This is a genomic window from Chitinophaga sp. YR627 (genome assembly GCF_900114995.1).
In the GTDB taxonomy this organism is placed as follows: domain Bacteria; phylum Bacteroidota; class Bacteroidia; order Chitinophagales; family Chitinophagaceae; genus Chitinophaga.
This window is the reverse complement of sequence record NZ_FOUX01000003.1, coordinates 1,139,416-1,152,063: the sequence shown is the minus strand read 5'-3', so window position 1 is coordinate 1,152,063 and position 12,648 is coordinate 1,139,416. Positions and strand designations below refer to the sequence as shown.

Sequence of the window (12,648 nt, the reverse complement as noted above, 5' to 3'; positions counted from 1 at the left end):
ATATTTTCTGACCTTTTTGAAAATATTTTAAAAAAGATTTTGTGGATTGAAGTTTTTGCCTACCTTTGCAATCCCAAACGCGACACGCCGCGTTGGTCAATCGGCTAAGACGCCTCCCTTTCACGGAGGAATGACGGGTTCGACTCCCGTACGCGGTACCAAGGGAAAAAGAGGTTGCTCAGAAACGAGCAACCTCTTTGCTTTTTTTATGTCTTTGTGAATGTGCATATCAGGATGATTCCATCCTTCCATTGTTGATATCAGTACTACTCTTCTCAGTCCCAAAAACATCAATGTGAACACCAAGCCGTATAAAAGAAACAGCATAACTGCTACGCAGTATGAATTCGATAGTATTGGCAAAGGAATTATAAAAAAAGGAGTAGAAATAAGTCCTCTTTTGATTCCAGTCAAAAAGAAAGCCCCTGCAACCTTTCTTAAAAAGGCACCATCTAAAAGCTCTTCTTTCAAGAAAAAAATTGATAGTGCCAATAACCTGTTAAGTGAAACAATCCCTATCCAGGCAAAGGCTAACTAACTACGCTCATCACTTCTTTAAATAAGTAAAGCCGTCTCAATACAATTGAGACGGCTTTACTATTACTGGTCACTATACACTAATCCACTAAATAAGCAATGACAACTCCGCTATAGCCAACACGACACGTCAGTTATAGTCTAAAGCGGCATAAACGAAACAGTACACATCATAAGCAAAAGGCGCTTCAGTAATACTGGGGCGCCTTTACTTATAAATGGTTCACATATCTTAGAAATGATATAAAAACACTACATCACCTGTATAAGCCGGTTTTGTCTTCCCCTTAATATTGAGGGTCGCTGCAATCACCACTTTTGTAACTCCTCTTAAATCAACGATAGATTTCAGTTTAGCACTCAGCTGCACCTCGTCGTTCACAAGCACTGCCTGGCCAAACTTAAATTGTTCTATGCCGTAATTAATTTCCATTTTAACATTGCGGATATCTGCAATTTGCTTCCACAGATAAGGAATTAATGACAAAGTCAGATAACCATGCGCAATGGTTGATTTGAAAGGTCCTTCATTTTTAGCCTTTTCCTCATCACAATGGATCCATTGATGATCCAGGGTTGCATCTGCAAATTTATTGATCTGAGCCTGATCGATTGTATGCCACTGAGAAACCCCGATTTCTTTGCCCTCGAATGCTTGATACTCTGCGAAACTATTGACGATTACCACAATTTTTTCGTTTATAATTTAATAATTACAGCCACCTGGTGACACCTACATTGTCAACAGGACAAGCGAATTTATAACCTATTTTTACATGTATCCCAAATATTTTCCATTTCCATTTAATTAACATTCACAGTTACAACCTTTAGCGAAAGCATTCCCTACTATGCACAATACCCTTCCGAACAGCCACAACTAACTGGAATTCATACAATTTTGCGCACTTGTATGGAGAGCTCTGCCTTAGACGATAAAATATCATTCATTTTTTTTTGCAGCTGAGATGCAATTCAATATGCCAATGCAAAGAATGCAGAAATAGTAGGCTATTATCCGCTTACATTTGCCCCACAATCCCTACCAAGAATGAAAAAAGTAATCCCTTTCCTGTTATTATTGTTGTTTGCTATTACCGCTAACGCCCAAACCACAACATGGATAGACCAGCTAAAAGAATTCAGAAGCGCTGTATACCAGCGGGATAAAGATAAAGCCAAACAATTCTTTAAATTTCCTACTGCACCAGGAAGCGGATTCTGGTATGTATGCATGGGTGGTAATGATGCTGAGACTGATCGGAAACTGTCTGCATTAGCCGAAAAAGATGCACCACTGACGGAGAAGTTGTTTATCCTTTATTTTGACCAGATCTTTCACAAAAGATTCATTACATCTTTCCTGAAACTGAAGACTAGCGAGCTGTTTGAAAAAGGACAAACGCAAACACCTGAGATAGCAGATGATAGTCAGCATTTCTATCAGATGGCGGCAGAATATGAATCCGCCACAGGTAATTTATCCCTGATCGTAAGCGGGCATTCGACGGTAGAGGGAGAAGATGGCGGCGAATATAGCTACAGGTATGAATTCAGGGTCATCAACGGACAACTGACCTTCCTTACCACATTCATGGCAGGATAGGTCTGTTATCACCCGTTTCTAATTCAGTAAGCCATTAATCGCCGAGGCCAATGCCTTTACATCACTTGGCCTCGGTGCATTGACATGCGTAATAGTTCCATTCTTATCTATCAGCAGATATCTCGGAAAACTTGTGACACTGATCCTTTTATTCAGGCGATCAAACTCCTTATCTGTTAAACGGTAATGTTCGCCCTGTATCTGTTCCTTCCTGATCATTTTTTCCCAGGCATCCTGATCCGAATGTACAGCGAGATAAAGGAATACGACTGGTTGTCCTTCGAACACCTTTTTCACTTCCGGCACCACTTTCATCTCCTCCAGACAAGGCAAACACCAGGTACCCCAGAAGTCCACATACACTACCTTCCCTTTATATTGCACTCCCAGCTGTTGCAGGATATCTGAGCTTGTATCGGCACTGGCAGCAAGGAGTGTCGCCTTATCCGGCATGGCATTACTCATGGAACGGGTCAGATCACTATTGAGGACGGACAGCTGTTTCGCCAGCGGACCATTGCCTGGTAACTGACTGAGATAGCGCAAGGTAGCCGGATGCAACGGCAATCCGCGGTGTATACTATCCTGTGACTCATTATCCAGCAGCAGATTCTGTCCGGTTCCTTTAGGCACCTGCTGCGCGATGTAAGACAGCTTGTGAACACCTTGCCCCTCCCCTCCTTTCACCTGAAGATATACCAGGTAATTGTTGATAAACTCATAGTATTCAGCCGTCTGTACCGCTTCATCATTATTGACAGGCAGCGTAGCAATAAACTGCTGATAAGATACCGGCATATCACGCTCCTGTTTATCCTTCTCCAGCCAGTAGGCAAGAACGTCAGCACCGGCATTATAGCGGATAAAATGGAATGTACGTGTATAGAACAAGGGGTGCAGCTGCTTCCTTAATTGTTGCAGGCTATCGAGTTGTTCATTCATTTTTCGTACTCTCCACTTAAGATATTCTTCGACCGGTTGCGCCCTTTCCACATAATTCGACATTGGACTGACCACTTTATTCAGCCGATACATATAGTCATGATAGTCCCTGTTAATACGTGCTACATCACCGGAAAAAGCGATCACCTGCTGGTTAACATGAAAAGCGGTCATGTCCTCCATACTTTTTATCCTTTTGATATCTTTTGCGGACAGTGTGAAAGAAAGGCGCTTGCCCGGCAGCCCATACAGCATGATCATGGCATCTTCTTCTATGAACAACATCAATTCCTGCGGATTGAATAAGAGGATAGCTGCCTTGAAATGCCCGGTACTATCCAGCGTCACTACTGTTTGTTCCTGACGCCCATAAGGCATATTATAGACGATCTTCAGCGTAAGACCGGCCGTATTCATCCCTTGCATATTACCGCTAAGCCGAAAGGTATCCGCTTTGAATACAGGCTTGTTTTGCGCAAAGACAACGCACGTGCAGAACAGAAAAAATACGCTGAGAAAATACCTGGGCATAATTGTCATTTATGGTTGATTAGTAGTATAGGTTTGTCCTCTTAGTGGAATGATTGTGCCCAACCAGATTGATTACGGGATGATCCTGATTGATAGCTGAATTTAAAGATTATTCCGCGTCACTGTTGTTAATGGATTTTAAATGATTTTCCCATCTCCCCTTTCATCAAAAAATGTCCCGCTCTCATTTAAATTTTTATACATTAGATCACCTATCATAAAATCCATTTTAAACAGAAAACAGGTTCAACGTTATGGAAAGAAGAGACTTTATTAAAACAGGCGGCCTGGCCGGCCTGGGAGCTGGTCTGACGATACTCAACTTCCCCGTATTCGGTAAAAATGCGCCCAGCAACAAACTGGTATTAGGTGTCATGGGTGTTAACTCCAGGGGAAACTGGCTGGCACAATGCGCTGCGAAGCTTCCCGGAGCAGAAATCGGCTATGTATGTGATGTGGAAGATGGCGCTATTGCCAGGGGGCTCAAGGCCATTTCCGGAGCACAGGAGAAGAAACCAACCGTTATCAAAGATATCCGGCAACTGCTGGAAAAGAAGGACCTGGATGCCCTGTTCGTAGCTACACCTGACCACTGGCATGCTCCTGCCGCTATTATGGCGACTGCTGCCGGTAAACACGTCTATGTGGAAAAACCCTGCGCCCACAATCCGGCTGAAGGGGAAATGCTCGTAGCTGCCGCTAAGAAATTCAACCGCCTGGTACAGATGGGCAGTCAGCGTCGCTCCTGGCCCAACATGCAACAGGCCTTCCGGGAAATAAAGGAACAACAGGTATTGGGAAAGATCTACTATGGCAAAAGCTGGTATCTGAATAACCGTAAGCCTATTGGTACCGGTAAAAAAGTGCCTGTGCCGGATACCCTCAACTGGGACCTCTGGCAAGGACCTGCTCCCCGCCGGGATTACCTGGATAATATCGTACACTATGACTGGCACTGGCGCTGGCATTGGGGTACTTCTGAAACCTGTAATAATGCCACTCACGAACTGGACTGCCTCCGCTGGTTCATGGAGCTGGAATTCCCGACAAAAGTCACTTCTGCCGGTGGCCGCTATGCCTATCCGAAAGATGACTGGGAAACGCCGGATACACAGACCCTGAATTTCGAATTCGAGGGAGGTAAAGCCATTTCCTGGGAAGGCAGAAGCTGCAGCAATTACAAAGTAGAAGGCAGTGACCGTGGTTTCGCCATATTCGGAGAAAACGGTACCCTGTATGTTCCCGGTAATGACAGCTATAAGATCATCGATAACCAGGGAAAAACGGTCAAAGAAGTCAAACAGGCCACTCCCAGCGACCAAAAAGCCACCAATGTGGTGAGTCCGGCGGGTGAATACTATGACGCTATCCATATCAATAACTTCCTGGAAAGCATCCGTGGAAACGCCACCCTCAACGCGGAGATCAATGTTGCCTATCGTAGTACCTTACTGCCGCTTCTGGGTAATATCGCACAACGGACCGGCACTATCCTGCATACAGACCCGTCCAACGGACACATTCTCAATAATCCGGAAGCCGCCAGACTCTGGAAAAGAGAGTATGAAAAAGGCTGGGTGCCAAAAATCTAGGTGATCACAATTATTTTTTAATGGCATAGGGGTATGATGGCGACTATCGCATTGTACCGTTATGTCTGTACCTTACTAAAAGAAGATAGTCCTATTTACTGGAAGCCAGAACCGAACATTTGTTCCGATATGCTGTTAAGATAAGAATACGTCCCCCGTTGCCAGCTTAGCATTATCCTAATATTAACGACCACAACATCATGGCCACAGTGAGTTCGGGGTGGGAGAACTGTGCCCCTGCAGACATGTGTTCTGGAATCATTAAATACTATTTTATGACCAACGACGCTTCTTTGACATCCTTGACTATCACAAAATTTGAACAAACCACAACGGCTGCCAGCCATCCTGTCCAGGCTGCCGGCAAAACAAACGGTTTTGAGATCATCTGGGTGGAAAAAGGTGCAGGAAACTGCCAGATTGACCAGAAACGATACGCCATCAGCAACAATGTGCTCATCTGCGTACAACCCGGACAGCAATGGAAATTACATCCTTCCATCCCCTGTCAGGGACTACAAATCTTCCTGGCGGATGTGGACCCCAGAAACAACATGAATGGTTGGGAAATGACTTGGGTAGGCAATCTGGTGCATCTGCTGGCTGTTTGTCCGGTAATGGAGGCAGAAGAGCCCTTTGCCCATAACTTCCGCACCGTCATGGCGCAGATCTCTAAGGAGTACGACCATCAGCAGGCATCCAGTATGCCCATCATTCAACGTTATCTTGACATTATTCTGTTGTATGTATCCCGCCAGCTAGGTTCTTTCAGGACTACTAATTTATCAGGAAAATCAAAACTGGTAAGGGAATTCAGTATGCTGGTAGATAGTAAGTTCCGGGACCTGAAACTGGTGACTCAGTATGCCTCGCGCCTCCGGATCTCACCTAATTACCTCAATGAAGCAGTCAAGAGTATCCTCGGATACCCTGCCAGTCATTACATCCGTAACAGGATCATTCTGGAGGCCAAACGAAAGGCTATTTATTCCAATGAAAGCATGAAGGAAATCGCCTATTCACTGGGGTTTGACAATACGGCGCACTTCAGTAAATACTTCAAGAATTCAAGCGGTATGTGTTTTTCTACATTCAAGAAAGAGGGGAATAACATTTTTGAAACGGCGTAAAACAGCGGTAGCCGTCCGCCAGACGCCGAACGGCTACCGCCTCACCAGTTTTGCAGACTAGCTTCTGTTGTAATCATAATATTCAGTGCCATACTCACCGGACAGTTCCTTTTAGCTTCCCGGACACAGACCTCAAAATCGTCCGGGTTCATTCCCCACACCTTTCCTACCACGACTAACCGGGATGCCGTAATAACGCCATTTTCAAAGTTTACGTAGGCGGTGGTTTCCAACGCTTCAGGAAAGTAGCCCGCTTCATCCAGTACAAAGCTCAGCTTCATGGTAAAACAGCCTGCATGCGCAGCAGCCAGCAATTCTTCAGGATTGGTGCCTCCCTCGCTGGTAAACCGGCTGCTGAAAGAATAGACATGCTTATCAAGTGCTTCACTTTGTGTAGTCATATGTCCTCTGCCATCTTTCCCGGAACCATGCCATATGGCTTTCGCATATCGTTTCATGGATCGGGTCACTTTAAATATCTATCAATGCTGTGTTATCCATTGCAGGATCTCGTCCGCATCTTCTTTCCAGGTGGGCAGCCCCAATACATAGTGGTTACGCTTTTTCAGTTTGAAATCGACTACAGATGTATTGTTGTAGCGTGCGTACACCCGCTCGCATAAGCCCGGCGGGATACACTGATCTTCCGAGCCTGCCAGTATCAGTAAAGGGCCCTGTGGCTTTTTAAAGTCCACCTTTGCCTCATTACTCAAAGCGCCTCTGATAGCCCTTCTCGATTCCGGGATGGTCAGCTGATCGTAGCTGGTTTGCTGCTCTGCCAGTGACATTCCATTGGTAAAGGCGAACTGCCATGTTTTGAACGGCATCAGGTAAGTGGTATTGATCGTAGAAAAGAAGCCTAAAGCAGCAGTATTGGATTTGAGGAAATTGATCTCGTAGGGGAAAACGCCTTTAGGTGGTACTGCGTGTATGGCCACCCCTGCAGCGCCATAGCCTTTATTCAGCAGGACCTGTGTTATCATTCCGCCAAATGAGTGTCCGATCAGAATAGGCTTTTCAGGCAACTTTTTAATAACGCTGATGTAGCTGTTCAGCACCTGTGACAGATCGACTGCTGCCAGTGCCATATTGGGCTGACGGTCACGAAGAGCGGCAGGATCACCTTCTTTCTGCGGCCAGGCGGGAGCAACTGCAGTATAGCCCTGGCTCTGAAAATAGCGGTTCCAGTCGTCCCAACAGCGGTTACTTACATATGCTCCGGTGATGAATACAATGGTTTTGGATTTGATCTTTTCCATAGCGGTTGATAATTTAAGGTCTTCCAAAGCTAGCTTAGCGCCGGAGCTGTATCAATGTAAAATCAGGTGATTCATCTGTATATTTTAACCGGGCATACGCAATTCATCCTTATTGATACCCAGTTTTCTGATCCGGTAATTCAGGGTGGAAACATTCATTGACAGCAGCTCTGCCGCTCCCCCCTTACCAAAGATCTTCCCCTTGCAGCGTCTCAGTACGTCGATAATATGTTCTCTTTCGTTTTCCTGCATGGTTTTGACCCTTTCATCCTGTACAACAGGCACATATTCAATCTTTTCCGGCAGGGCAACCTGGGTGATCACCGTCCCGTCACACAACAATACTGCCCGTTCGATCAGGTGTTCCAGCTCCCGGATATTCCCCGGCCAGGAGTACATAATCAGGGTATCCATCACCCTTTGCATGACTGAAACCAGCGGACGTCCCAGATTGCGGCAGTGCATCTCCAGGAAATAATCTACCAGCGCAGGGATATCTTCCCGCCTTTCTCTCAGGGGCGGCAGATGCAGGGGAAATACATTCAACCGATAGTAGAAATCCATCCGGAAGCGGCCATCAGCTACTTCCTTTTCCAGATTCCTGCTGGTGGCTGAAATAATCCTGACGTCTACTTTTTGTGAGCGCATCGCGCCGATACGCTCGATTTCCCTTTCCTGGAGCACACGCAGCAGCTTAACCTGCATATCCACCGGCATTTCTCCTATTTCATCCAGAAAGATCGTACCGCCATTGGCCTGCTCAAATTTACCGATGCGCCTTTCTACTGCACCGGAGAACGCTCCTTTTTCATGCCCAAACAGGAGAGATTCTATCAACTCTGCCGGCATAGCAGCACAATTAACCTTTATCAGGGGTTTGGATGCCCTACCCGACAGGTGATGTATCAGGTCGGCCATCTTCTCTTTGCCGGTACCGCTTTCTCCGGTAATAAGCACTGATGTGTCAGAAGGTGCTACTACTGACAGATGCTGCATCGTTTGTTGCAAACGCTGACTTTCTCCTATGATGCCATAACGGCGGAGTATTGGTTGTATCTCTCTTTCTTTTGTATCAAGGTTCCGCATCACCACCTCCAGACTATTGGCATGCAGGTAACGCGCTATTTCCAGCGTGATCAGCACTTCCCTTTCCCGGAAAGGTTTTACCAGAAAACCATAGGGGAAAGTCGCTTTGGCTTCATCCAGGATCTGTTTGGTAGAATAGGCAGAGAGATAGATAAAAGCAATATGCTGTTGCCGTAGCAGCTTCGCCAGGTCTATACCCGTCAGTTTGCCTTTCAGATAGATATCTATCAGTACAAAATCAGGTCTTTCCTGCCCAATCATCTGCAAAGCAATCTCCGCAGAAGCAGCAATGCCGCTTACTGTGTAGCCTGCGCGCTCCATGATCATCTGGAGGTTGTTTGCTTCAATAAAAATGTCTTCGACGATCAGTATTTTTTCTGTCATGCGTTGTTTCCTTCGTAGTGATGCTAATACAGTCTTATGAGCCAATGCCTGTTCGTCTGTTGCGGGGCCTTGTCTTTTATGGTTTCTTCAGAAAATAGGTATGTTCTTTCTGGATGCCCAGCTTTTTGATGCGGTGATTCAGGGTAGAGACGTGCAATCCCAGGATCTCTGCTGCGCCGCCAGGGCCGAATACTTTTCCCTTACACTTGTTCAGCACACCCAGTATGTACTCCCGTTCCATTTCATCCAGGGTGCGGCTGAAATCTTCTTCCTGGCGGATTTTCGTTTCAGACTTCGGCTGAGAGGACAGATGGATTTCCCGGATAATATTCCCCTGTGTCAGTAAGATGCTTCTCTCCAGCACGTGTTCCAGTTCCCGTACATTACCCGGCCAGTTGTAGGCTGTCAGTTGTTTCATGGCTGTACTGGACAGTCTGATATTCCGACGACCGGCACTTCTGGCAAAGCGTTCTATAAAATGTGCAGCCAGCAGCGATATGTCTTCCTTGCGGTCCCGTAAAGGCGGCAATACGATCGGGAATACGTTCAGGCGATAATACAGGTCACTACGAAAACGTCCTTCCGCGACTTCTTTCTGTAGATTACGGTTGGTAGCAGCAATGATCCTCACATCCGTTTTGATCGTGCTTTTTCCACCGATACGTTCTATCTCTCTTTCCTGAATGGCACGCAGGAGTTTTACCTGCAGGTCCAGCGGCATCTCTCCTATTTCATCCAGGAAGAGCGTACCGTGGTTGGCCAGTTCGAATTTTCCGATCCTCCTTTCTATTGCTCCGGTGAAACTACCCCGTTCATGGCCGAACAACTCACTTTCTATCAGATTAGCCGGTAATGCCGCACAGTTGACCTTTACCATCAGTTTATTCTTACGGGGTGAACCGTTATGAATCGCCCGCGCAATCAGCTCCTTACCGGTACCTGTTTCTCCCAGTATCAACACGGTGCTTTGTGCAAAGGAGACCTGTGACAGCATATGGAATACACGCTGCATTTCAGGTCCTGCTCCGATAATATCTGTATGGGTATATACACTGCTGATCTCCTGTTGCAGGTATAACTTTTCTTCTTCCAGTTTTTCCTTATATCCGTTGATCTCTTTCAGCTGCTGACCGATCTTTTCATCTGCCAGTATATTCGCTACTGCTACGGCTACCTGGTCGGAGATGCCTTTCAGGAGATGCAGATCTCTGTGGCGGAAGGAATTTCTTTCTTCGGATAACATGGTAATAAAACCAATGTCTTCATTCTGATTCACCAGCTTTACACCGGCAATTTCTTTGATTCCTCTTTCGAAGATGAACTGTATCCCGGGATGTCTGCCAGGGTTTTTCATCAACAGATTTTCGATATAAAAGAGCTCTGGTTTCTCAGAATGCAGCAGCATATCATGAATACCGTCAGCGATCGGATACTCTGCAAAGGCGATCTCTTTGAATTCCGGATGAGAAGTACGGCGTTCTTCCACATCGGCCACCATCACCCTGAAAGCCGTCTTTTCGGCATTGAAGATGCCGACAGTGATATCATTGAAATGAAAGATACTTTTCAGGCGTTGCCGCATAACAGCGATCAGGGCCTCAGCGCCTCTGGTCCTTCCTATGTCAGCACTGAATGACAACAGGATCTCCTTTTCCCTGTCCCGTTGCTGGATGGCTTCATTGGCCAGCATATTGGCCACCAGTCCTGAAAGGTGATAGGAGAACCTTTCTATCAGCCGCATATCATCCGCAGAAAAAGAATTGACATTTTCCGCGAGCAATGTCATGCCTCCGAAGACTTCATTGTTATGCATCAGACGCACACCGGCAATTTCATTGATACCTGCTTCTGCGAGAAAGTCGAAGTGTATGCCCCCAACCTGCTGTAATTCTGCTACAGACAACAATACGGCACTGTCTGATGCCATGACCCGGTTATGTAAACCATCCTGTAGGGGATATTCTCGGAAAGCAATTCCTTCAAAATCCTGGTGCTGGTTGGCTTTCTCACAATCTTCCAGGATCACTTTATACAGTCCCTTTGCCACGTTGTATTGCACGATAGCGATATCAGAGAAATTCAGACGCGTTTGCAGGATCTTTTTAATAGTAGGCACCAGTTTACTCTTATCAGAAATGCTGGCAATAGAGTGGCTGATAGACAGCAGCATTTCGTTCTCTGCTTCCCTGGCCTGAATATATTCATGGTGATTGATATTCACCATCGCTGTGGCCAGGTGGAAAGACACCGCATGGATCAGGTTCTGTACATTGGTGTTAAACCAGCCTTTCCCCTCTGCATAAAACAGGATCATACCCATTGGCCGTTGATCATTGTCACGTAGCGTGACACCCACACATTCTCTTAGTCCGGCGTTGAACTGCATGATCATATAATCGGTGGCATTCGCTCCGGTGGCTTCTTTTTCTATATCGATGACCACCGGTATATTCGCAGCCAGTATACGGCTGATCATACCATCATTTACCGGATACCAGCGGGAGGTGATCATTTCATAATCAGGATGCGAGCGACTGGTGGAATCCGGGTCCAATAGAAACGCGGCGCAGGACTGTTCATCTTCACTGAGTTTTATAACCAGACTATAGGTAAAACGGAAAAGCTTTTTTAGCTGAGTGTTAATAAGTCCCAGTAATCCTGCACGGTCTTTTAAGCGGCCAATAGCATCACTGATCGTTAATAAAGCCTCTCTTTCCCTGATCTTTTGCTCTATCTCCTCTCTTGCCATGATATTGGCTACCGCCAGCGAGATATGGCTGGAAATCGCTTTTACGACCGGGAATATCTCCGGCTGAAAATTATCAGCGGTCTTCGAGAAAAACGACAATACGCCGATCACCTCATTTTCGAATATCAGTCCGCAGTTCAATGTTTCTGCCACACCGGCATCATACACGATCTGCATATTGTCGGTCAGTTCACCGGCAGCTTTCATTTTCGCCAGGTGACAGATAAAAGGTGCTCCTTTATCAATAGCGGTTACCATCCAGGCAACACCTATTGGCCAGTCGGCAGTCACCAGTTCCTGGTATTGTGTGTGTTCTTTTATCAGCGAACTGGTATCCAGCATAAAGGCTTTGTAATGCTGTGGCCTGCCGGAAGGCACAGAAATAGTACAGTGACTGAAAGAGAAAAAGCTGCTGAAACGTTCTTTCACCAGGTTCATCAGGTCGCTTTTTGCCCTTACCCTGGCAATATCCATTGCGAGGGATAATAGTAGCCGGGTCAGTTCAATGTCGTTCTCCGTGGAGACGGTGGATGCTACCTTTTCCGCTTCCTGTTTGGCTGATTTTGATCGATGCATGTTAAAGTTGTGGTTTTCGCCGGGGTGGTAAACATATACGGCAAACTTACAGGATATATGGTCAAGCTGCATGCCATGCCTGTAAGCAATTGGCTGATAAACACTTAATAAGACAACTGATCGAGTATGATTGTTCATATATAAACAATTAACCAAAGAATTATCGAAATACGAATAACTCCGGAAGATCCTTTATAGGGCATTCTTTATGTGTTCGTAACTCCTGAAATACCAATAATCCGGTGAATAATTAACG

Annotated in this window: 10 protein-coding genes and 1 tRNA gene; 5 read left to right on the top strand and 6 right to left on the bottom strand. The window is 46.0% G+C overall.

The window, feature by feature from the left end; genetic code table 11:
• Positions 1 to 86 precede the first annotated feature (86 nt).
• A tRNA-Glu gene (locus tag BMZ72_RS20290) sits at positions 87 to 161 on the top strand.
• A 134-nt stretch (positions 162 to 295) separates the two neighbouring features.
• On the top strand, positions 296 to 538 hold the full coding sequence (locus BMZ72_RS20285) for a hypothetical protein (protein ID WP_089811521.1): 243 nt from the start codon (positions 296 to 298) through the stop codon (positions 536 to 538).
• A gap of 231 nt (positions 539 to 769) precedes the next feature.
• Here the strand turns inward: BMZ72_RS20285 and BMZ72_RS20280 are convergent, their stop codons facing one another.
• Positions 770 to 1,225 carry a MaoC family dehydratase gene (locus tag BMZ72_RS20280; protein WP_012789035.1) on the bottom strand — a complete coding sequence of 152 codons (456 nt, stop codon included), beginning with the start codon at positions 1,223 to 1,225 and terminating at the stop codon, positions 770 to 772.
• Positions 1,226 to 1,588: 363 nt separating this feature from the next.
• Here BMZ72_RS20280 and BMZ72_RS20275 point away from each other — a divergent pair, with 363 nt between their 5' ends.
• The gene (locus tag BMZ72_RS20275) at positions 1,589 to 2,143 is read left to right on the top strand and encodes a hypothetical protein (RefSeq protein ID WP_089811520.1); all 555 of its coding nucleotides are present in this window, start codon (positions 1,589 to 1,591) and stop codon (positions 2,141 to 2,143) included.
• 18 nt (positions 2,144 to 2,161) lie between these two features.
• Here BMZ72_RS20275 and BMZ72_RS20270 read toward each other — a convergent pair whose 3' ends face one another.
• Complete coding sequence (locus BMZ72_RS20270) at positions 2,162 to 3,502, bottom strand: TlpA family protein disulfide reductase (protein ID WP_177222859.1); 1,341 nt, start codon at positions 3,500 to 3,502, stop codon at positions 2,162 to 2,164.
• Between the two features lie 368 nt (positions 3,503 to 3,870).
• On the opposite strand from BMZ72_RS20270, the gene BMZ72_RS20265 reads away from it, so the two are divergent.
• Complete coding sequence (locus BMZ72_RS20265) at positions 3,871 to 5,208, top strand: Gfo/Idh/MocA family protein (RefSeq protein ID WP_089811518.1); 1,338 nt, start codon at positions 3,871 to 3,873, stop codon at positions 5,206 to 5,208.
• 275 nt (positions 5,209 to 5,483) lie between these two features.
• The gene (locus BMZ72_RS20260) at positions 5,484 to 6,338 is read left to right on the top strand and encodes a helix-turn-helix domain-containing protein (RefSeq protein ID WP_177222858.1); all 855 of its coding nucleotides are present in this window, start codon (positions 5,484 to 5,486) and stop codon (positions 6,336 to 6,338) included.
• Between the two features lie 41 nt (positions 6,339 to 6,379).
• On the opposite strand, the gene BMZ72_RS20255 is transcribed toward BMZ72_RS20260, so the two are convergent.
• From BMZ72_RS20255 to BMZ72_RS37005, 4 genes are all read right to left on the bottom strand, one after another.
• On the bottom strand, positions 6,380 to 6,796 hold the full coding sequence (locus tag BMZ72_RS20255; protein WP_089811516.1) for an OsmC family peroxiredoxin: 417 nt from the start codon (positions 6,794 to 6,796) through the stop codon (positions 6,380 to 6,382).
• A 24-nt stretch (positions 6,797 to 6,820) separates the two neighbouring features.
• Positions 6,821 to 7,597 carry an alpha/beta hydrolase gene (locus BMZ72_RS20250; protein ID WP_089811515.1) on the bottom strand — a complete coding sequence of 259 codons (777 nt, stop codon included), beginning with the start codon at positions 7,595 to 7,597 and terminating at the stop codon, positions 6,821 to 6,823.
• Positions 7,598 to 7,681: 84 nt separating this feature from the next.
• A complete protein-coding gene (locus tag BMZ72_RS20245; RefSeq protein WP_089811514.1) occupies positions 7,682 to 9,067 on the bottom strand; it encodes a sigma-54-dependent transcriptional regulator in 1,386 nt (461 codons plus the stop codon).
• A gap of 76 nt (positions 9,068 to 9,143) precedes the next feature.
• A complete protein-coding gene (locus BMZ72_RS37005; protein ID WP_255373248.1) occupies positions 9,144 to 12,392 on the bottom strand; it encodes a sigma-54-dependent Fis family transcriptional regulator in 3,249 nt (1,082 codons plus the stop codon).
• Positions 12,393 to 12,648: the final 256 nt, after the last annotated feature.